Origin of the sequence: Pseudomonas sp. SLBN-26, assembly GCF_006715895.1 — a bacterium.
Classification (GTDB): domain Bacteria; phylum Pseudomonadota; class Gammaproteobacteria; order Pseudomonadales; family Pseudomonadaceae; genus Metapseudomonas; species Metapseudomonas otitidis.
On record NZ_VFOB01000001.1, the window covers coordinates 972,016 to 993,221 of the forward strand.

The window sequence follows — 21,206 nt, forward strand, 5'->3', positions numbered from 1 at the left end:
GTCGGGCCCCTGGCAGGGGGTTGGGCGGCTGGCTAGAGTACGGGCCTTCGTGAAGTTGGATCCCAAGGGGCGCGCATGAGTGGAGCAGGGCAACGGGTGCTGAACCGCCTGCGGCAGATGATCGTGGATGGCGAGATCCCCGCCGGTGAGCGCATCGCCGAGATTCCCACGGCCGAACGCCTGGGGGTGTCGCGCATGCCGGTGCGCATGGCCTTCCGCGCCCTGGAGCAGGAGGGGCTGCTGATTCGCCAGGGCGCACGCGGCTTCGCCGTGCGCCAGGTGACCTTCGACGACCTGGTCGGTGCCGTGGAAGTGCGCGGTGTGCTGGAAGGGCTGGCGGCGCGCCAGGCGGCCGAACGGGGTGTGTCGGAGGCGGCACGGGCCGTGCTGCTGGCATGCCTTGCCGACGGCGACCGGCTGTTCGAGAAGGGCCATGTCAGCGAAGACGACCTGGCCGAATACCACGACATCAACAAGCGCTTCCACCAGGTGATCATCGAGGCCAGCGGCAACCCGGCCATCGCCGATGCCCTGGCGCGCAACGAGCACCTGCCGTTCGCCTCGGTCAGCTCCCTGGCGGTGGATCGCAACGACCTCGCCCGTGAGTTCCGCCGCTTCAACTTCGCTCACCTGCAGCACCACACGGTGGTGGACGCGCTGCTGGCCGGGCAGGGCGCCCGGGCCGAGGCGATCATGCGTGAGCACGCCAACGCGACGCTGCGCTATGCACGCCTGTTCGGTGGCCAGGACGGCCCGGTGGAGGGGCTGAAGATCCTTTCCTGAGGTGACTCAGTCGCGCGGCGGCAGGGCGCGCATGCCGTCGAAGATCAACTGGGTGGTGCGGCGGACCTGCTCGCGGTGGGCGGCCAGGTCCGGCTCGTCGGTGCTGGTCAGGCGCAGCAACTGCAGGTGGGAATAGTCGTTGAGCAGGAAGGCGGCCAGCTCCACGTCCAGGTCGGCGCGCAGCCTGCCGCGTTGCTGCAGGGCGCGCAGCACCCCGGCGATTTCCCGTTGCAGGTTGCTGTTCAACTGGCGGTAGGCCTCCGGCAGGCCGTCGCTGCCGCCGATGAGCACCAGCGGCAGCAGCTCGCGCCACAGCGCCGCCGGCAGCATGGTCAGGGCATAGCCGACGATGCGCTGCTCCAGCTGGCAGAGCACGTCCACCGGCTCGCCGTCCAGCGGCAGTTCGTGGCTGTCGAGGATGGCGCGGCGGTCGGCCTCCTTGAGCATCTCCAGGATGATTTCCTGCTTGCTGCCGAAGTACTTGAACACCGTGGGCACCGAGACGCCGGCCTGGCGCGCGATCTGCTCGACGGTGGTGTTGCCGTACCCCTGGCTCTTGAACAGGGCGACGGCGCTCTCGGCGATGGCCTGGCGGCGCAGTTCCTTCTGACGTTCTCGTAGTCCGCTCACTGAATTCCTCGGCTCGGGTGCATGTGGCGGCGATGATAGACGGAGTGCGTTGATCGGTACAAAAACTTTATTGACTTAAATAAATAATCGGATTAATCATTTCTGGGCATCTGCTCCACACGCAGAGTCACCTGTCCAGGAATGCCGAGATGAGTCACCCCAACGCCCACCCCCTTGTCCCGCTGTATGAGCACGCCCGTCGCCTTGTCCAGGCCGGAGAGCCCGAAACGCCGCTGATGCAGGGCTTCCCCGCCGCACCCGAACAGCGGGTGACCTGGGGCAACTGGATGAGCCCGCCCTACAACCGCTGGGGCTTCCGCTCCCTGGCGCGGCTGCGCCCGAGCATCGATGTGGAGGCGGGCCCCGGCCCGGCCAGCGTGTTCCCGGCGGCCACGCGCAGCCTGGAAGGCCTGCATTTCGAAAGCGTCAGCGGCGCGTCGGTATCGGTGCAGGAGCACCTGCTGGCCAGCCACACCGACGCCTTCCTGGTGCTCAAGGCCGGTGAGGTGGTCTGCGAGCGCTATTTCGGCGGCCAGCGTCCGCAGGACCGCCACATCATGTTCTCGGTCACCAAGTCGCTGATCGGCACGCTCGGCGAGCAACTGGTCAGCGATGGCGTGCTGGATCCGGCCTTGCCGGCCGCCCACTACGTGCCGGAACTCGCCGGCAGTGCCTTCGGCGATGCCAGCGTGCGCCAGCTGTTCGACATGGCCGTGGGCATCGACTACAGCGAGGTCTACGACGACCCCGACTCGGAAAGCTCCCAGTACGGCTACGCCTGCGGCTTCCAGCCGGCGCCCGTGGCCTACGCGCGCTACGCTTCGCTCTACGAGTACCTGCCGTCGCTGCAGAAGAAGGGCGAGCACGGCGGCTTCTTCCACTACGTCACCGCCACCACCGAGGCCCTCGCCTGGGTGATGGAGCGCGCCAGCGGCGAGAGTTGCCCGGCGATGCTGCAACGGGTCTGGCAGGAGCTGGGCTGCGAGCGTGACGGCTACTTCATGGCCGACCCCTGGGGGCGGGGCGTGGCTGGTGCCGGCTTCAGCGCCACCCTGCGTGACATGGGGCGCTTCGGCCTGCTGCTGGCCAATGGTGGACGTCACCAGGGCCGCCAGCTGCTGGGCGCGGACACCATCGAGCGCATCGCCGCCGGCGCCGATCCGGCGATCTACGCGGCCAACGCCGACTTCTCCGAGTGGACCCCCGGCGCCTCGTACCGCAGCCAGTGGTACGTGTTCAACGACCACAGCCTGGCGCTCATGGCCGGCGGCATCCATGGCCAGTACCTGTTCATCGACTGGCCGTCGCGGGTGGTGATCGTCAAGCAGTCCTCGTTGCCCGAGGCCGTTACCGACCTCGACGCCGACAGCGTCCGCATGCTGAGGGCCATCGCCGCACACCTGAAGGCCTGACCTGATTCCAACACGGAACACCGATTCCGGATTCGCCCGCCCCGGCGGGCGTTCGGCGGCCCAGCTGCCCACTTCCACTGCCCTGTAACACAAGAACAAATGCACAGGAGCTCACCATGTACCGCACCCTGCGTTTCCAGCGGGCGCTGACCGCGCTCGCCCTCCCGCTGGCCAGTCAGGCCGCACTGGCCGGCTACACCTTCGAAGAGGGCGACCTCTCCGGCGAGGCGACCCTCACGGCAGGCGCCTCCACCGTCATGACCCGCAACGTCAACTTCGGCGCCGGCCGCGTCGACCAGCGCAACGGCCGCAACGGCGGCACCCGCGTCGACTGGCAGGAGATGTACCTGAAGCCGGGCGTGACCCTGAAGTACGGGGTCACACCGGACTTCGACCTGATCGCCGGTGGCTCGGTGGTCGCCTCCAAGACCCTGGGCGACGGCGATGCCGGCGGCTTCACCCGCAGCTCCGATGGCCAGGTCTCCACCGAGGAACTGTACGCAGGGTTCCGAGCCGGCGAGTGGACCTTCACCGCCGGCCGGCAGAACTACAAGGTGGGCACCGGCTTCATCGTCATGGACGGCAACCTCGACGCCCTGGATGACGGCGCCTACTGGCTCGGCCCGCGCACCGCCTTCCGTGACTCCGGGCTCCTCGCCTGGGACCACGGCGCCCTGAAGGTCCAGGCCTTCAGCCTGCGCACCGACACCCAACTGGGCGACTACCGCCTCAACGGCGCCAACCTCGACTACGACCTCGACGGCCAGGTCACCCTGGGCGCCATGGCGATGAGCGTGGATTCGCTGACCCGCCACTACAGCACGCCGATCCGCCGCGACGGCATGCACGTCTACAACCTGCGTGCACTGAACGGCAAGCTGCCAGGCCTGGATGCGCTGACCCTGAACGGTGAATATGCGGTGCAGCGCGGCAGCGGCGACGGTGTCGACTACGACGCCAAGGCCTGGTACGCCCAGGCCGACTACGCCTTCGAGACGCTGCCGCTGACCCCGGTGCTGGGCTATCGCTACGCGGTGTTCTCCGGCGACGACGACGTCACCGACACCACCCAGAAATCCTGGGACCCGCTGGCCAAGGGCTTCGTCGACTGGAGCACCTGGCTGGTGGGCGACGTGATGGGCAACTACGTGCTCTTCAACAGCAACGAGCAGGTGCAGCAGTTCTCGGTGAAGACCCGGCTGAGCCAGACCCTGGCCCTGGGGGCCATCCACTACCAGTTCTGGCTGGACGAGAAGAACTACCAGGGCGTGGCCGTCGATGACCGCCGCTTTGCCGACGAGAGCGTGGTGTACCTCGACTGGACGCCCACCGAGCGGCTGTACACCTCGCTGTCGTACAACTGGGTGGACCCGAAGGCGGCCGCCAAGCAGGTGTTCGGCAACGACGACCGCTTCAGCGCCCTCGAGCTCTATTTCACCTACCGTTACTGATCGCGCCAGGAGACCTCGCCATGAAACCCTTCCGCATCGCGGCCGCCCTGACCCTGGCGCTTGCCACCCTGGCCGGCGCCCACGCCGACGAGCGCACCGTGCGCATCTACAACTGGATCGAGTACCTGCCGCCCGACGTGCTCAAGGACTTCCAGAAGGAGACCGGCATCCGCCCGGTGTACGACGTGTTCGACAGCGTCGAGACCCTGGAGTCCAAGCTGCTCACCGGCAACTCCGGCTATGACGTGGTGTTCCCCAGCAGCGCCAACATCGGCAAGCTCATCACTGCCGGCGCCTTCGAACCGCTGGACCGCGCCAAGCTGCCCAACTGGCAGCACCTGGACCCCACCTTCATGACCAGCCTCGAAGCGGTGGGCGATGCCGGCAACCGCTTCACCGTGCCCTACCTCTGGGGCACCACCCTGATCGGCTACAACGTCGACAAGGTGCAGGCGGCCCTGGGGCCTAACGTGGCGATGAACACCTGGGACATCATCTTCAAGCCCGAGAACCTCTCGAAGCTCGCCAGCTGCGGGGTCGGGTTCCTCGATGCCGGCAACGAAATCCTGCCCATCGCCTTGCACTACCAAGGGCTGCCGCCCAACAGCGAGGATCGCGGCGACTACAAGAAGGCCGCCGAGGCGCTGCAGGCGATCCGCCCCTACGTCACCTACTTCAACTCCTCGCGCTACGGCATGGACCTGGCCAACGACGAGATCTGCGTCGCCGTCGGCTGGTCCGGCGGGGTGGCACTGGCGCGCAAGCTGGCCAACGCCGCCGGCAAGGGCGTGAAGGTGACCATGGCGATGCCGAAGGAGGGCGCGCCGATGTGGTCCGACGTGATGGCCGTGGCGGCCAAGGCCCCGCATCCTGACGAGGCCCACGCCTTCATCAATTACATCCTGCGGCCCGAGGTGATCGCCCGCATCAGCGATGCCATCGGCTATCCCAACCCCAACAAGGACGCCACCGCCCTGGTGTCGCCGGAGATCCGCAACGACCCGAACATGTACGTCTCCGACGAGGTGCGCCGGACGCTGTTCCCGCTGGAACCGGTGTCTTCCGCCACCGAGCGGGTGCGTACCCGCACCTGGACGACCGTGAAGACCTCCCACTGACCCCGCCGGCCCGGGGCGACCCGGGCCCCTTGCGAGGAGCGACCCATGCAAGACGACATGAGCGTGCCGGCACCGGCGCTGGAGTGGGTGATGACCCTGGACGTGGCCATCGGCGAACCCCAGACCCTGGGGGAGGCCATCGACGGGCGTCGTGCCAACTACCCGATCCTCGGTGGACATTTCGTCGGCCCGGACCTGCAAGGCGACGTGCTGCCCGGTGGCGCCGACTTCTACTGCCTGCGTCCGGATGGGGTCGGCGACCTGGACGCCACCTACAGCCTGCGTACCGACCGGGGCGAGCTGATCAACGTGCACAACCGGGGCTTCCTGGTGCTCAGCGAGGAGGGCCGCCGCCGTGAAGACGAGGGCACTTGGCCGTTGCCGGAACACCTCTATCGCTGCACCTGCAGCCCGCGCTTCCAGGTGGCACGGGGCGCGCTCGGCTGGCTCACCGAGGCCGCCTTCATCGGGCGGGTGACCTACCCCGGCGAGGACCGGGTCGTCATCCGCATCTACCGGCTGGACTGACCCGCCCGGGCCTCGCGCCCGCCTTTCAGGATTCGACACCATGATCACGCATCACTCGCGAGCCGCCCGCGCGGCCTGCATCTTCGTGGCCGCCATCGCCATCCTGGTGGTGGGCATCCAGCCGGTCTTCATCGGCCTGATGGCCGAACGCCTCGGCCTCTCGCTGCCCCAGCAGGGCACCCTGATCGCCGTGGAAATGTGTGGCTCGGTAATCGGCACGCTGCTGGTTCCGCTGTTTGCCGCGCGCCTGGGCAATCGCCTGGCTTGCCAGTCCATGGCGGCTGCCCTGGTGCTGTTCAACGCCGCTGCCTGCCTGGCCAACGCCCTGGGGCCGCTGCTGGCGCTGCGGTTGCTGGCCGGAATGGCTTCCGGTGCGCTCTATGCACAGGCGGTGTTCGCCCTGGGGCAGATGCCGGGGCCGGACCGCTCCTTCGGCCTGCTGCTGTTGACGCAGACCCTGGTCTTCGCGCTGATGGCGGCCGTCGTTCCGCAGCTGGCCGAGCACCTCGGAGGCGGGGTTGCCCTGGGGGTGATCACCGGCTGGTTCGCGCTGGCGTGGTGGGCGTGTGGCGTGCTGCCGCGCCAGCTGGAGGTTGGCGAGGCGGTGCTGAGCGGCCCTGCTGCCTGCGGCTCGGCAGGTGTCGGCATCGCCGCGCTGCTGGGCATGCTCTGCCTGCAGTTTTCCATCTACGCGGTGTGGGGCTTCGTCGACGGGCTGGCCGGTGAACAAGGGCTGGATGCCGCCCAGGTGGGCTGGGCCGTCAGCCTCGGGCTGCTGGGCGGGCTGCCCGGTGCCGGCCTGCCGAGCCTACTCGGCCGGCGGGTCGGGCGCTTGCCGATGATCCTCGTCGGCAGCCTATGCGTCGCGCTGTCCGTGGTGCTGCTGGCCCGTGGCGTCGAACACGCCGCCGGGCTGGCGGGCGTGGTGTTCCTGATGAACTTCGGCTGGGTCCTGGCGCTGACCTACTACATGGCCGCCGTGGTCACCCATGACCCGGACGGGCGCCTGGCGCGCCTGATCAGCGTGGTGCAGGTGAGTTCGGCTGCCAGCGCACCCACCTTGCTGAGCCTGGCGATGGGCAGCGACGGCCAGGGGCTGATCTTCACCTTCTCCCTGGTGGCGGTGCTGTTCGGCGGTGTGCTGCAACTGCTCGCACGCATGGCCCAGCGCCGACCCGTCGGGCGCTTTCTTGCGGATTGATCGGCATGCCGTGCGCCTTGCTTCCAATGCAGCCCCTGGTCGACAGAGGTGCGGCCGCGCCAAGGGCGGGGCAGGGCGCAGGACCGTCGCGAACCGTTGCCGCGACGGTCGGTTGCCGGCGGCTACCAGATCGGCAGGGTGTAGGTCACCAGGAAGCGGGTCTGGTTCTCGTCGCGGAAGGCGGCACCGGTGGGGAAGTCGTTGCGGTAGAAGGACTGCCGCACGCGGAAGCCGACGTTGCGCAGCGGCCCTTCCTGGATCACGTAGCCGGCCTCCCACTGCAGCTCGCGCTCCTTGCGGTCATCGGCGCGCAGGGCCGCCAGCTCGATGTGGTCCCCGCGCACGTAGCGCAACCGTGCGGTCAGGCCCGGCACGCCGGACGCCGCGAAGTCGTAGTCCCAGATCGCCTGCCACATGCGCTCCCGGGCGTTGAGGTAGTCCGAGCTCATGGTCATCTCGCTGATGCCCATCAGCTCGGTGCCGGAGAGGTAGGGCGTGGCGGTGTCGCCGGACTGGTGCGCATAGCCCAGGGTCCAGCGGTGCCCGCCCAGGCCGTAGGCGAACTGCAGGGAGAGGTGGCGGTTGTCCACCTTGCCGGCTTCGGCGCGGCCGTTGTCGTCGCTGAAGAAGGCGCGCACGTCGGTACTCAGGTTGCCGGGGCCCACGGGCAGCTTGTGCAGCAGGCCGAGGTAGGCCTGGTCGTAGAGGTCAGGGGCTTCCAGGTAATGAGCCTTGAGCGTGAGCGCCGGGCTGACGGCGTAGTCGGCCCCCAGCAGGTCCACGTGGGACGTGGTGGCGCGCCCGTTGAAGCGCCCGTTGGGCGAGGCGATGGACATGGCCTCGTAGTCGGTGGAGTTGCGCTTGGCGATGCGGTCCAGGTAGCCGGCATGCAGGGTCAGGCCCTCCACCTGGCCGGAGGTCAGGTACGCCCCGCGAAAGGTCTGCGGCAGCAGGCGCGAGGGGCTGGAGAGCGCCGAGGGCAGGGCCAGGTTGAGGTCACCGGCCTGCAGCAGGCTCTTGTCGACCTTCACCTTGCCGGTCAGCCCCAGGCGTGCGTACTCGTCGGCGGCGCGGCCGCTGCTGGGGGACACCGGCAGCAGCTCGGTGCCGCTGCGCGAGGGCGAGGAGTCGAGCTTGACCCCCAGCAGCCCGGTGGCATCCAGGCCGAAGCCCACCGGGCCGGGGGTGAAGCCGGACTGGAACTTGAGGATGAAGCCCTGGGCCCACTCGCGGGCTTCGGACTTGGCGCCATCGTCCTGGTAGTCACGGTCCAGGTAGTAGTTGCGCAGGGTCAGGCTGGCGTGGCTGTCGTCGACGAAGCCGTCCGCCAGGGCGGTTCCGGTGGCCAGGCTGAGCAGCAGCGGCGAAAGGTGGCAAAGCGGGTGCGGGCGCTGGGCGCGACCAGGGCGTGCAGGCATGTGCGGAGTCCTTTTGTTGTTCTTGTGGGCATGCGACGGCGCAGGGCCGATCGCGACCGCAGGATGGAAGTGCCGATCCGGCTTATCAATTGGGAGTGGCCGTTAATCGAACATTAAAAACATTAACTTGTTTGCCTGATTCGTGGTGGCAGGACGCCAAGTCCTTGTCACAGAAGGAAGATCCGTTGCCAGTGGCAGGCGGAGGCTGGGGGCTGTTTTTTTAGTTTTGTTTGTTAATCTTCTGAAGCCGGACGACGGCCTGTCGTCCCTTCACAAGAACAATAAAAGCGAGGCCTTCCATGCACGCCACTACCGGCCGCTCGCGGCTGACCATCCTGCTGTGCTTCATCGTCGCCCTGATCGAGGGGCTTGACCTGCAATCCGCCGGCATCGCCGCTGCCGGCATCCGCGCCGCCTTCAACCTGGACCCGAAGATGATGGGCTGGATGTTCAGCGCCAGCATCATCGGCCTGCTGCCCGGGGCCTTCCTCGGCGGCTGCATCGCCGACCGCATCGGCCGCAAGAAGGTGCTGGTGGCGGCGGTGGTGCTGTTCGGCATCTTCTCCCTGTGGACCGCCTACGCCGGCAGCCTGGCCGGGCTCCTGGCGGCGCGCTTCCTGACCGGGCTGGGCCTGGGCGCGGCGCTGCCGAACCTGATCGCGCTGTGCGCCGAAGCCGTGGAGGAGCGCCAGCGCAGCACCGCCATCAGCATCATGTACTGCGGCGTACCCCTGGGCGGGGCGGTTGCGGCCCTGGTGGGCATGCTGGCCGGCGAAGCCTGGCAGTGGGTGTTCATCGTCGGGGGCGTCGCGCCCCTGGTCATCGCCCCGCTGATGCTGCTGATGCTGCCCGAGTCCGCGGCCTTCCATCACCAGCGCGACCAGGGCGGCGCGGTGCGGCCGTCCACCGTCGAAGCGCTCTGCGGCGACGGTCGCACGCGCATCACCCTGTCCCTCTGGGTCAGCTACTTCTTCACCCTCACGGTGATGTACATGCTGCTCAACTGGCTGCCTTCGCTGCTGCTGGAGCTTGGCTTCAGCAAGCCCCAGGCGGGCATGGTGCAGATGGTCTTCAACGTCGGCGGGGCCCTGGGCTCGCTGATGGGCGGCGTGCTGCTGGACCGCTTCCGCCGCACGCCGGTGGTGCTGTCCATCTACACCGGCCTGTTGCTGGCCCTGGCCGGCATCGGCTTCTCCGGCAGCGTCGCGAGCATGGCGGCGGCAGGCTTCGCCGCAGGTGTCTTCGTGATGGCTGCGCAGCTGGTGCTCTACGCCCTGGCGCCGGCCTACTACCCGACCCGGGTCCGGGCCACTGGGGTCGGGGCTGCAGTGGCCGTCGGCCGGCTGGGCTCGGTCAGCGGGCCCCTGGCCGCCGGGCAGATCCTCGCCGCCGGCGCCGGCACGGCCGGCGTACTGATGGCCGCAGCGCCCGGCCTGCTGGTGGCGGCGCTGGTGGTGGTGGCCCTTGGCAGCCGTGCCGGAAGGCCGCTGGCTTCGGCCTGAAGTCGTGTGCTCAGGGCTGGTTTGGTTACGCAGGCTAATCAGTGGCCGGGTGCCGACCCGCTCTGGTTCGCTGATCGCACAGCGCGAATTAATTGTTAATTGACATAACTAAATGGCCGACATACCTTGAGGCCATTCCAAAACAAGAGCAGGTACGCGACATGAGCAACTACGAGAACCGCTGGCAGACCGTGAAAGTCGACGTGGAGGAGGGCATCGGCTGGGTGACCCTCAACCGCCCCGAGAAGCGCAACGCGATGAGCCCGACGCTGAACCGCGAGATGGTCGATGTGCTCGAAACCCTGGAGCAGGACCCGGACGTGGGCGTGCTGGTGCTGACCGGCGCGGGCGAGTCCTGGACGGCCGGCATGGACCTGAAGGAATACTTCCGCGAAGTGGACGCCGGCCCCGAGATCCTCCAGGAGAAGATCCGCCGCGAAGCCTCGCAATGGCAGTGGAAGCTGCTGCGCATGTACGCCAAGCCCACCATCGCCATGGTCAACGGCTGGTGCTTCGGTGGTGGCTTCAGCCCACTGGTGGCCTGCGATCTGGCCATCTGCGCCGACGAGGCGACCTTCGGTCTGTCGGAGATCAACTGGGGCATCCCCCCGGGCAACCTGGTGAGCAAGGCCATGGCCGATACCGTGGGCCACCGCCAGTCGCTGTACTACATCATGACCGGCAAGACCTTCGATGGCCGCAAGGCCGCCGAGATGGGCCTGGTGAACGAGAGCGTGCCGCTGGCCCAGCTGCGCGAGACCACCATCGAGCTGGCGCGCAACCTGCTGGACAAGAACCCGGTGGTGATGCGTGCCGCGAAGAATGGCTTCAAGCGTTGCCGCGAGCTGACCTGGGAGCAGAACGAGGACTACCTCTACGCCAAGCTCGACCAGTCCCGCCTGCTGGACAAGGAAGGCGGCCGCGAGCAGGGCATGAAGCAGTTCCTCGACGACAAGAGCATCAAGCCCGGCCTGCAAGCCTACAAGCGCTGACAGCGCGCGCTCCGGGGGCGCTCGCCTGGTTCGCCAGGCACCGTCCCCGCAGAACAATCACAACAGGAGCAGATCATGTTCGACGTGCCTTTGCTGATCGCCGGCCGTACCCGTCCTGCCGCCACCGGCGCGGTGTTCGAGCGCCACAGCCCCTTCACCGGTGAAGTCGTCAGCCGCGTGGCCGCCGCCACCCTGGAAGACGCCGATGCCGCCGTGGCCGCCGCCCAGGCCGCCTTCCCGGCCTGGGCCGCCCTCGGTCCCGCCGAGCGCCGGGCGCGCCTGCTGGAGGCGGCCCGCCTGCTGGAGGCCAGCCGCGAGCGCTTCATGGCGATGGCCGTGGAAACCGGCGCCACCGCCGACTGGTACGGCTTCAACGTGAAGCTGGCCGCCAACATGCTGCGCGATGCCGCCGGTATGACCACCCAGATCAAGGGCGAAGTGATCCCCTCCGACGTACCGGGCAGCTTCGCCATGGCCCTGCGCCAACCCTGCGGCGTGGTGCTGGGTATCGCGCCCTGGAATGCGCCGATCATCCTCGCCACCCGTGCCCTGGCCATGCCCCTGGCCTGTGGCAACACCGTGGTGCTCAAGGCCTCGGAGAACAGCCCGGCGGTGCACGCGCTGATCGGCGAGGTGCTGCAGCAGGCAGGCCTGGGCGATGGCGTGGTCAACGTCATCAGCAATGCCCCGGCGGACGCTGCCGCCATCGTCGAGCGGCTGGTGGCCAACCCGGCGGTGCGCCGCGTCAACTTCACCGGCTCCACCCATGTCGGCCGCATCATCGGCCAGCTCGCCGCGCGCCACCTCAAGCCGGCGGTGCTGGAGCTGGGCGGCAAGGCACCGCTGCTGGTGCTGGACGACGCGGACCTGGACCAGGCCGTGGCCGCCTCGGCCTTCGGCGCCTACTTCAACCAGGGGCAGATCTGCATGTCCACCGAGCGGCTGTTGGTGGACGCGCGCATTGCCGACGACTTCGCCGCGCGCCTGGCGAGCAAGGTCGGCACCCTCAAGGCCGGCTTGCCCGGCGAGGCGGTGCTCGGCTCGCTGATCGACGCTCAGGCGGGCGCACGCATCATGGCCCTGGTGCAGGACGCCCTCGACAAGGGTGCGGTCCTGCTGGCCGGTGGCGAATGCAGCGGCAGCGTGATGCAGCCGGTGCTGCTGGACCGGGTCACCCCGGCCATGCGCCTGTACCGCGAGGAATCCTTCGGCCCGGTGGCGGTGATCCTGCGCGGGCAGGGTGACGAGGAGCTGCTGCGCCTGGCCAATGACTCGGAGTTCGGCCTGTCGGCGGCGATCTTCAGCCGCGATGTGTCCCGTGCCCTGGCGCTGGCCCAGCGCGTGGAGTCGGGCATCTGCCACATCAACGGCCCGACCGTGCATGACGAGGCGCCCATGCCCTTCGGCGGGGTGAAGTCCAGCGGCTACGGCAGCTTCGGTTCCAGCGCGAGCATCGAGCAGTTCACCCAGTTGCGCTGGGTGACGGTGCAGAACGGCCCGCGTCACTACCCCATCTGAGCGGCACGAACTGAATACGCCGGGCCCTGCCCGGTATCGCACCGCGCCCGCCGTCCGGGCGCGGTCGGAGGTGATAACAGTGAACAATGAATCCTCCGTCCAGCCCGCCGCCCGCTACCGGCCGGTGTCCCTGGGCATGCCCGACGTGCGCATCGAGGCGCGCGCCGGCAACCTCTACCTCAACCCCCGCGAAGTGCTGCAGCCGCTTCCCGGGCGCCTGCTGGACCGCCTGCTGCACTGGGCCGAAGTGCGCGGCGAGCAGACCTTCGTGGCCCGCCGCGACGCCCAGGGCGCCTGGCAGGCCATCAGCTACCGCGACATGCTCGGGCGCATCCGCCGCATCGCCGCCCACCTGCTGGACTACGGGCTGAGCCCGGCGCGGCCGCTGGTGATCCTCTCCGGCAACGACCTGGAGCACCTGCAGCTGGCCCTGGCGGCCTACTACATCGGCGTGCCGTACTGCCCGGTGTCGCCGGCCTATTCGCTGGTGGCCCGTGATTTCGCCAAGCTGCAGCACATTGTCGACCTGCTGCAGCCCGGCCTGGTGATGGCGGCGGATGGCGACGCCTTCGCCCGCGCCATCGAGGCGGTGATACCGGCCGAGGTGCCCCTGCTGCTGGTGCAGGGCGACGTGGCGGGGCGCCCGCAGCAGCGCTTCGATGCGTTGCTGGCCCCCCGCGACCCGACGGCTGCCGATGCCGCCTTCGCCCGCACCGGGCCCGACACCATCGCCAAGTTCCTCTTCACCAGCGGCTCCACCAAGCTGCCCAAGGCCGTGGTCACCACCCAGCGCATGCTCTGCGCCAACCAGCAGATGCTGCTGCAGACCTTCCCGGTGTTCGGCGAGGCACCGCCGGTGCTGGTGGACTGGCTGCCGTGGAACCACACCTTCGGCGGCAGCCACAACGTCGGCATCGTCCTCTACAACGGCGGCAGCCTGTACCTGGACGACGGCCGCCCGACGCCCCAGCTGTTCGGCGAGACCCTGCGCAACCTGCGGGAAATCTCCCCCACCGCCTACCTCACCGTGCCCAAGGGCTGGGAAGAGCTGGTGGAGGCCCTGGAGCGGGACGCCGAGCTGCGCGAGCGCTTCTTCGCCCGCATCACGCTGTTCTTCTTCGCTGGTGCCGGCCTCAGCCAGCCGGTGTGGAACCGCCTGGACCGCATTGCCGAGCAGCACTGCGGCGAGCGCATCCGCATGATGGCCGGCCTGGGCATGACCGAGACCGCGCCGTCCTGCACCTTCACTACCGGGCCGCTGTCCCTGGCCGGCTACGTCGGCCTGCCGGCGCCGGGCTGTGAAGTGAAGCTGGCGCCGGTGGACGGCAAGCTGGAGGCGCGCTTCCGTGGCCCCCACGTGATGCCCGGCTACTGGCGCCAGGACGAGCTGAACCAAGAGGCCTTCGACGAGGAGGGCTTCTACCGCTCCGGCGATGCCCTGCGCTTCGCCGACGCCGAGCGACCGGAGTGGGGGCTGATGTTCGATGGCCGCATCGCCGAGGACTTCAAGCTCAGCACCGGCGTCTTCGTCAGCGTCGGGCCGCTGCGCACCCGCGTCATCCTCCAGGGCTCGCCGTACGTGCAGGACGTGGTGGTCACCGGGCCGGACCGCCAGCGCATCGGCCTGCTGGTGTTCCCCAACCTGCCGGCCTGCCGCGAACTGGCCGGGCTCGGGCCCGAGGCCGGCGTCGAGGCGGTGCTGGCCGCGCCCGCGCTGAAAGCCTGGCTGGCCGGCTTGCTGGCCGCCCTCAACCGCGAGGCCACCGGCCTGGCGTCGCACATCGCCTGGGCCTGCCCGATGGTGGAGCCGCCGAGCCTGGATGCCGGGGAGATCACCGACAAGGGCTCGCTCAACCAGCGGGCCGTGCTCGGCCGCCGCGCCGAGCTGATCGACCGGCTCTACGACGATCCGGCGCGCCACTGCGTGCTGGCGGAGGCGGGCGCATGAAAGGCCAGTTCGAGCTGTTCCGCGAAGTGGCGCTGCTGGCCGGCGCCCGCACGCCCTGGGTCGACTACTGCGGGCCGCTGGCCCAGGTTTCGCCCATCGACCTCGGCATCCACGTCGCCCGTGCCGTATTGGCGCGGGCCGGCGTGGCGGGCGGGCAGGTGGACAGCGTGCTGGCCGGCAGCATGGCCCAGGCCAGCTTCGACGCCTACATGCTGCCCCGGCACATCGGGCTTTATGCCGGCGTGCCGTTGGAGGTGCCGGCCCTGGCGGTGCAGCGGATCTGCGGGACCGGCCTGGAGCTGCTGCGCCAGGCCGGCAACCAGCTGGAGCGCGACAGCGCACGCCTGGCGCTGTGCGTGGCCACCGAGTCCATGTCGCGCAACCCCATTGCCAGCTACGAGCACCGGGGCGGCTTCCGCCTCGGCGCACCGGTGGGCTTCAGGGATTTCCTCTGGGAAGCGCTGCTGGACCCGGCCATCGGCCAGACCATGATCGACACCGCGCAGAACCTCGCCCAGCGCTACGGCCTGCGCCGCGAAGAGGTGGACGCCTTCGCCCTCGGCAGCTTCCGCAAGGCCCTGGCGGCCCAGGCAAGCGGCTGGTTCGACGCCGAGATCGCCCCCGTCGAGCGTGCCCGATTCGAGCTGCCGGGCTATCAATCCCGCGCCCTGGACCTGCCGCGCAAGGTCACCCGGCTCAGTCATGACAGCCACCCCCGCGAGACCAGCCTGGACGCCCTTGCAGCCCTCTCTCCGGTCAGCCCCGGATCGGTACAGACCGCCGGCAACAGCTGTGCCCTGGTGGACGGTGCCGCCGCCATGCTGGTGGGTGACGCCCGGGGTGCCAAGGCGCCATTGGCATTGCTGCGGGCCAGCGCCGTGATCGGGGTGCCGCCGGAGATCATGGGCATCGGCCCCGCGCCGGCCATCCGCCTGCTGCTGGAGGGGGCCGGCCTGACGCTGGACGCCATCGACAGCCTGGAGATCAACGAAGCCCAGGGCGCCCAGGTGCTGGCCGTGCAGCGCGAGCTGGAGCTGGACCCGGAGCGCCTCAACCGCCACGGCGGCGCCATCGCCCTGGGGCACCCCCTGGCCGCCACCGGCCTGCGCCTGGCCCACAGCGTCGCCCGCCAACTGGCCGTGCGCGGCACCCGCTACGGCATTGCCGCCGCCTGCATCGGCGGCGGACAGGGTATGGCCCTGCTGCTGGAAAACCCCGCCCCTCGCTGAAGGATTCGCCCATGACGCACTACCGTGCCCCGCTGGATGACATGCAGTTCGTCATCGAACATTGGCTGGACGCCGAACAGGACTGGGCACGGCTGCCGGCCTTCGCCGAGCTGGACCATGCCCTGGCCGCCCAGGTGCTGGAGCAGGCCGCGCGCTTCGCCGAGGACCGCCTGGCACCGCTGAACACCCCCGGGGATCGTCAGGGATGCCGGCTGGAGAACGGCCGGGTGCTCACCCCGGACGGCTTCGCCGACGCCTACCGCGCCTTCGTCGAGGGCGGCTGGCCATCGCTCGCCTGCGACCCGGAATGGGGCGGGCAGGGCCTGCCGCAGCTGCTCAACGTCGGTCTGCTGGAGATGCTCTACGCCACCAACCATGCCTGGGCCATGTACCCGGGCATCGCCCACGGCGCCTACGAAGTGCTGCGGCGCTTCGCCAGCGCGGAACTCCAGGCTGCCTGGCTGCCGACCCTGGTGAGCGGCCGTTGCGTGCCCACCATGTGCCTCACCGAGCCCCAGGCCGGCAGCGACGTGGGGCTGCTGCGGTGCCGTGCCGAACCGGCGGAGGCGGGCAGCTACCGCCTGCATGGCAGCAAGCTGTTCATTTCCGGGGGCGATCACGACCTGGGCGACGCCATCCTCCACCTGGTGCTGGCGCGCCTGCCCGATGCGCCCGTCGGCACCCGCGGCATCTCGCTGTTCCTGGTGCCCCGGGAGCTGGACGGGCAGGCCAATGGCGTGTGCTGCGATGGCCTCGAACACAAGCTCGGCATCCGTGGCAGTGCCACCTGCAGCCTGCGTTTCGACGGTGCCCGGGGGTGGTTGCTGGGCGAGCCGAACCAGGGGCTGGCGGCGATGTTCGTGATGATGAATGGCGCGCGGTTGCACGTGGGGTTGCAGGGGCTCGGGCATGCCGAGTTCGCCCGCCAGCAGGCCGGCGCCTATGCCGCCGAGCGCCGGCAGATGCGCGCGGTGCCGCGCCCGCCCGGAGCCAGCGGCGAGGCCGATCCGATTGCCGCACACCCGGCCATGCAGCGCATCCTCCGGACCCTGGAAGCGCACAGCCAGGGCATGCGCATGCTGGGCTACTGGGCCGCGCACCTGCTGGACATCGCCGAGCAGGCGCCGGAGGCCTCCCGCCGGGCGGAGGCCCACGCCCTGGCATCCCTGCTGACGCCGGTGGTCAAGGCCTGGTTCACCGAGCAGGGCTTCCAGCTCGCCAGCCAGGCGCTGCAAGTGTTCGGCGGCTACGGCTACTGCACCGAATACCCCATCGAGCAGACCCTACGGGACAGTCGCATCGCGCTGATCTACGAGGGCACCAACGAGATCCAGGCCAACGACCTGCTGCTGCGCAAGCTGCTGCCGGACGATGCGCCAGGCCTGGCTGTGCTGGTGGCCTGCATCCGCGCAGAGTGCCAGCGGGCCGAAGGCACCGCCCTGCACGATGAAGGGATGGCGGTGGCGCAACTGATGGCCGATTGGCAGGCCGCGCTGGCCACGTTGCGCGAGGCCCAGGCGAGTGAGCCGCAACGCCCCTACGAGGCCGCCACCGACCTGCTGCAGGTGACCGCCTTGCTGCTGCTGGGCCATGCCTGGCTGCGTGCCGCACGGGTCAGCCGCGAGCGCAGCCTCGGGACGGCGCGGGAAGCCACCGCGCGCTTCTTCTTCCGTCGCCTGTTCCCCGAGGCGCAGTACCGGTTGCGCCTGGCCCTCGCTTGATCGCGCGCCCTGGCCTTCGGGCTGGGGCTTCGCTTCAGGTGACGATCAGCGGCAACGTGTGCATGCCCCGGCGAGCAATGGCTCGCCTGCTGTGCGTTGAGAAAGTTCCTACCGTTCATCTCCTATTTACTACCGATTGTCTTGGCTTTCGCCATCAAGGTGCTACCAGTTGGCAGAGGGCTTCCTACACTTTTTTCAATCAGAACGCGGACTTGGCACCTGCTTTCCGATGTCTTGGAAAAGCGTCAAACAACCGTATGACGAGGGCCAGGAGGGATTGCTCGATTCTTGAAGTGAACTAAAACTCCAAAATGACAATTCGTACAGTTCGGCGCGTAAATCGACGTCGGACATTAACCAGTTGGCTGGGAGAAGAATCGTGGCGATCGACAAGCAAGACGAGGAGCAGGAGGAGGGGGGAGTTTCCAGGCGGCTGTTCCTGGGCATGGCGGGGGTGACCCTGGCAGCCTCGGTGCTGCCCAACGCGGCACAGGCCGCCAGCACCCCAGCGCCTGGCGCGAAGGCGGCAGCGGTGGGCAAGCGTGCCGGTAGCCCGAACGTGCTGTTCATCTTCACCGACCAGGAGCGCTTCTCCCGCACGCTGCATGAAGACCTGGCCCTCAGCGGCCATCAGCGTCTGATGGGCAGCGGCACCACCTTCCACAACCACTACAGCTCGGCGGTGATGTGCACCAGCTCGCGCGCGGTGCTGATGACCGGCCTGCAGACCGCCGACAACGGCATGTTCGAGAACGTCGACATGCCCTACGTGAAGTCGCTCTCCACCGACATCCCGACCATCGGCCACATGCTGCGCAAGCACGGCTACTACACGGCCTACAAAGGCAAGTGGCACCTCAATTCCGCCTTCGACCCGGAGACCCCGGAGCGCCTGTTCACCCCCGAGATGGATGCCTACGGCTTCTCCGACTACGCCTGGCCCGGCGACGTGCTGACCCACACCCTGGGCGGCTACCAGAACGACCACATGATCGCCGGCAGCGCCATCTCCTGGTTGCGTGGCACCGGCAAGGCGCTGGCCGACGAGGGCAAGCCCTGGTCGCTGTTCGTCAGCCTGGTCAACCCCCACGACATCATGTACTTCAACACCGACCACGGCGCCGAGCAGGTGCAGGACAACGGCAAGCTGTTGATGCCGGCGGCCCGCGCCCCGAAGCACCCGGCATACGAGAAGCGCTGGTCCCTGCCGCTGGCCGCTACCCGCTACCAGAGCCTGACCGAGGCCGGCCGGCCCAAGGCCCATGGCGAGTTCGACCGCGCCTGGGGCTACACCCTGGGCCACATCCCCAACGAGGACGCCCGCTGGCGGCGCTTCAACGACTTCTACTACAACTCCCTGGTGTCGGTGGACAGTCAGCTCAACCGGCTGCTCGACGAGCTGGACCAGTTGGGCCTGGACCAGAACACCCTCGTCATCTTCACCTCCGACCACGGCGAAATGGGCGGCGCCCACGGCCTGCGTGGCAAGGGCCCGTTCGCCTACGAGGAGTCCGTCCACGTCCCGATGATCGTCCGCCACCCGGATGTGCGGGGCGGGCAGCGCTGCCTGTCGCTGACCAGCCACCTCGACCTGGTGCCTTCAGTGCTCTCACTGTGTGGGGTCGAGGCGGGCAAGGTGGCCGACGTCGCCGGTCGCGACCTGCCGGGGCGCGACATTTCCCGCGCGCTGAACAACGTCCAGGCGAGCGGGCTGCACACCGTGCGTGAACAAATCCTCTTCACCTACAGCGGCATCGCCACCAACGACAGCGAGCTGATCCGCATCGTCTCCGAGGGCCGTACACGGGGCGTGCCGCCCAACGTGGCGATGCAGGAGGCCGGCTACCGCCCCGACATGAAGAAGCGCGGCAGCCTGCGCACGGTGTTCGACGGGCGCCACAAGTTCACCCGCTACTTCGCGCCGGTGGAGCGCAACACGCCCACCACCCTGGAGGCCCTGCGGCGGTGGAACGAGCTGGAGCTGTTCGACCTCGCAGCCGACCCGCTGGAGAAGACCAACCTCGCCGCCTCGGCGGACAGCGCACTGCTGATGTCGCTCAACGCCAAGCTCAACACCGTGATGGCGGCCGAATTCGGCGCCGACGACGGCCGCGAGATGCCCGACTTCAAGGGCATCGACTGGGCCATCTCCAGCATCGACCTCTGACCGCCAGGAGCCTGCAGATGGACGCACGCCATGTTTTCGCCCTCGCCACCCTGCTGCTGGGTGGCGCGATCACCAGCGTTCCCACCCAGGCGGCCGACCGCGCCGATCCCGATGCCTGGGCGGTGAAGATCAACCCCTATCTCTGGGCCACCCGCATGCACGGCAGCACCCGGATCCGCGACCTGCCCGAGGCCCAGGTGGACATGAGCTTCTCCGACATTCTCAACACCCTGGATGCCGGCTTCATGGGGGCCATGGAGTTCCAGAAGGGGCGCTGGGGCATCCTCGTCGACAGCCTGTACATGAAGACCTCCGACTCGGTGGGCGTCGCCTCACCCGGCGGGCGCGCCAGGGTGGATGCCGACATGACCACCAGCCAGCTGATGCTCTCTAGTGCGCTGGCCTACAGATGGCTAGACTCGCCAGTCGTTTCGGACGGCTTCGTCGGCATTCGCTACAACCGCATCAAGGCGTCCCTCGACCTGGATGCCTCGGTCTTCGGTGCCACGGCCGAGCTGGACCACACCCAGAGCGTCGACTGGGTCGAGCCCTTCATCGGTCTGCGCGGGCGCGTTCCGCTCACCCGCGAGGTGGCGGTGGTGGCCAGTGGCGATGTCGGCGGGTTCGGGCTCGGGGCGGACCTCACCACCCAGGCATCGCTGGGGCTGTCCTGGATGCTGAGCGACCAGTTCGAGGCGGAAATGGGGTTCCGCTACATGAAGGTCGACTACGACAAGGGCGATTTCGTCTACGACATGGAGAACGAGGGCCCCTACCTCGGGATGTCCTATCACTTCTAGGAGGCTTTGATGCATCAGGTGGCACGTGCCTGATCACCGCACCAAGGTGGGCGCCGAGCGCCGCCAGCGTACCCGTCGCAAGTTGGTCATCACGGCGTTCCGCCTGCTGGCGGAGCGGGGCATCGACGAGCCGATCATCGACCTGGTGATCCGCCAGGCGGAGCTGTCGAGAGGCACTTTCTACAACCACTTCCGCTCGGAGCGGGAGCTGTTCCTGGCGGTGGCGGCAGAGGTGAGCGTGGAGATCATCGGCTCGGTCGACCCGATCGTGCTCCGCCACGACAACCCGGCTGTGCGCGTGGCCTGTGGCGTGACCTTGTGCGTGAAGCTGGCGCGGCGCTACCCGGTCATTGCCGCGTTCCTCGCCAAGGGTGGTGCCCAGGCGGTGTTCGCCGGTGGCAGTGCCATGGCGGTGATCGGGCGCGAAGTGCTCAGCGGTCGCGAGCAGGGGTTGTTCACGGTGCAGGAGACGTCGCTGGCGATCGACCTGGTGCTCGGTCCGGTGCTCTGCACCTTTGGCACGTTGCTGCAGCGGGAGATCGACGAGGCCTACATCCGGGCGCTGGCCAGAAGCATTCTCCTGGCGCTGGGGCTGGAGCCGCAGCTGGCCGAACAGGCCAGTGGGATCGACTTCGGTGAGCCCGAGCCCGCAGCGGATTCGATTTTCCGGGAGCTGTAGCCGGTTCCCGGCTGTTCTTGACGCAGGTTTCAACGATTTGGGGCCCGGCCATGGCAAGGGTGCCGGCATCCGTACGCCCCGAGAACGATGATTTCACCCCTGGAGGAAC

17 protein-coding genes are annotated in these 21,206 nt (G+C 68.6%); 15 read left to right on the forward strand and 2 right to left on the reverse strand.

Going from position 1 to position 21,206, the window contains the following annotated elements; translation table 11 throughout:
• The first annotated feature begins 75 nt into the window (after positions 1-75).
• Positions 76-783, forward strand: a complete 708-nt coding sequence (locus tag FBY21_RS04465; protein ID WP_142008939.1) for a GntR family transcriptional regulator — start codon at positions 76-78, stop codon at positions 781-783.
• 6 nt (positions 784-789) lie between these two features.
• On the opposite strand, the gene FBY21_RS04470 is transcribed toward FBY21_RS04465, so the two are convergent.
• Entirely contained in the window at positions 790-1,413 is a 624-nt protein-coding gene (locus FBY21_RS04470; RefSeq protein ID WP_074971774.1) for a TetR/AcrR family transcriptional regulator, read from the reverse strand.
• A gap of 236 nt (positions 1,414-1,649) precedes the next feature.
• Between FBY21_RS04470 and FBY21_RS04475 the strand changes: the two genes are divergently transcribed.
• The 5 genes from FBY21_RS04475 (at position 1,650) to FBY21_RS04495 (ending at position 7,123) form a co-directional block, all read left to right on the forward strand.
• Positions 1,650-2,825, forward strand: a complete 1,176-nt coding sequence (locus tag FBY21_RS04475) for a serine hydrolase (protein WP_232060853.1) — start codon at positions 1,650-1,652, stop codon at positions 2,823-2,825.
• 116 nt (positions 2,826-2,941) lie between these two features.
• On the forward strand, positions 2,942-4,276 hold the full coding sequence (locus FBY21_RS04480) for an alginate export family protein (RefSeq protein WP_142008943.1): 1,335 nt from the start codon (positions 2,942-2,944) through the stop codon (positions 4,274-4,276).
• Between the two features lie 20 nt (positions 4,277-4,296).
• Positions 4,297-5,394 (forward strand): polyamine ABC transporter substrate-binding protein, encoded by a 1,098-nt coding sequence (locus FBY21_RS04485; protein ID WP_142008946.1) that lies wholly within the window; start codon positions 4,297-4,299, stop codon positions 5,392-5,394.
• 45 nt (positions 5,395-5,439) lie between these two features.
• The gene (locus FBY21_RS04490) at positions 5,440-5,922 is read left to right on the forward strand and encodes a DUF3237 domain-containing protein (protein ID WP_142008948.1); all 483 of its coding nucleotides are present in this window, start codon (positions 5,440-5,442) and stop codon (positions 5,920-5,922) included.
• A gap of 40 nt (positions 5,923-5,962) precedes the next feature.
• Positions 5,963-7,123 (forward strand): MFS transporter, encoded by a 1,161-nt coding sequence (locus FBY21_RS04495; RefSeq protein WP_142008950.1) that lies wholly within the window; start codon positions 5,963-5,965, stop codon positions 7,121-7,123.
• 122 nt (positions 7,124-7,245) lie between these two features.
• Here FBY21_RS04495 and FBY21_RS04500 read toward each other — a convergent pair whose 3' ends face one another.
• On the reverse strand, positions 7,246-8,541 hold the full coding sequence (locus FBY21_RS04500; RefSeq protein WP_142008953.1) for an OprD family porin: 1,296 nt from the start codon (positions 8,539-8,541) through the stop codon (positions 7,246-7,248).
• Between the two features lie 299 nt (positions 8,542-8,840).
• Between FBY21_RS04500 and mhpT the strand changes: the two genes are divergently transcribed.
• The 9 genes from mhpT to FBY21_RS04545 all read left to right on the forward strand — a co-directional run bounded on the left by mhpT (position 8,841) and on the right by FBY21_RS04545 (position 21,097).
• Complete coding sequence (gene mhpT / locus FBY21_RS04505) at positions 8,841-10,043, forward strand: 3-(3-hydroxy-phenyl)propionate transporter MhpT (RefSeq protein ID WP_142008956.1); 1,203 nt, start codon at positions 8,841-8,843, stop codon at positions 10,041-10,043.
• A gap of 161 nt (positions 10,044-10,204) precedes the next feature.
• On the forward strand, positions 10,205-11,035 hold the full coding sequence (locus tag FBY21_RS04510) for a p-hydroxycinnamoyl CoA hydratase/lyase (protein ID WP_074971767.1): 831 nt from the start codon (positions 10,205-10,207) through the stop codon (positions 11,033-11,035).
• Positions 11,036-11,110: 75 nt separating this feature from the next.
• Positions 11,111-12,553 carry an aldehyde dehydrogenase gene (locus tag FBY21_RS04515; RefSeq protein WP_142008957.1) on the forward strand — a complete coding sequence of 481 codons (1,443 nt, stop codon included), beginning with the start codon at positions 11,111-11,113 and terminating at the stop codon, positions 12,551-12,553.
• A gap of 136 nt (positions 12,554-12,689) precedes the next feature.
• Positions 12,690-14,501: a feruloyl-CoA synthase gene (locus FBY21_RS04520; RefSeq protein WP_174244751.1), complete on the forward strand. Its 1,812-nt coding sequence runs from the start codon at positions 12,690-12,692 to the stop codon at positions 14,499-14,501.
• Positions 14,498-15,730: a thiolase family protein gene (locus FBY21_RS04525; protein ID WP_142008961.1), complete on the forward strand. Its 1,233-nt coding sequence runs from the start codon at positions 14,498-14,500 to the stop codon at positions 15,728-15,730. The genes FBY21_RS04520 and FBY21_RS04525 overlap by 4 nt, the downstream gene beginning before the upstream one ends.
• An 11-nt stretch (positions 15,731-15,741) precedes the next feature.
• Positions 15,742-17,451 (forward strand): acyl-CoA dehydrogenase, encoded by a 1,710-nt coding sequence (locus FBY21_RS04530; protein ID WP_142008964.1) that lies wholly within the window; start codon positions 15,742-15,744, stop codon positions 17,449-17,451.
• Positions 17,452-17,830: 379 nt separating this feature from the next.
• Entirely contained in the window at positions 17,831-19,618 is a 1,788-nt protein-coding gene (locus FBY21_RS04535; RefSeq protein ID WP_222119513.1) for a sulfatase-like hydrolase/transferase, read from the forward strand.
• Between the two features lie 17 nt (positions 19,619-19,635).
• The gene (locus tag FBY21_RS04540; protein WP_142008966.1) at positions 19,636-20,418 is read left to right on the forward strand and encodes a hypothetical protein; all 783 of its coding nucleotides are present in this window, start codon (positions 19,636-19,638) and stop codon (positions 20,416-20,418) included.
• Positions 20,419-20,443: 25 nt separating this feature from the next.
• Complete coding sequence (locus FBY21_RS04545; RefSeq protein WP_074971761.1) at positions 20,444-21,097, forward strand: TetR/AcrR family transcriptional regulator; 654 nt, start codon at positions 20,444-20,446, stop codon at positions 21,095-21,097.
• Positions 21,098-21,206 lie beyond the last annotated feature (109 nt).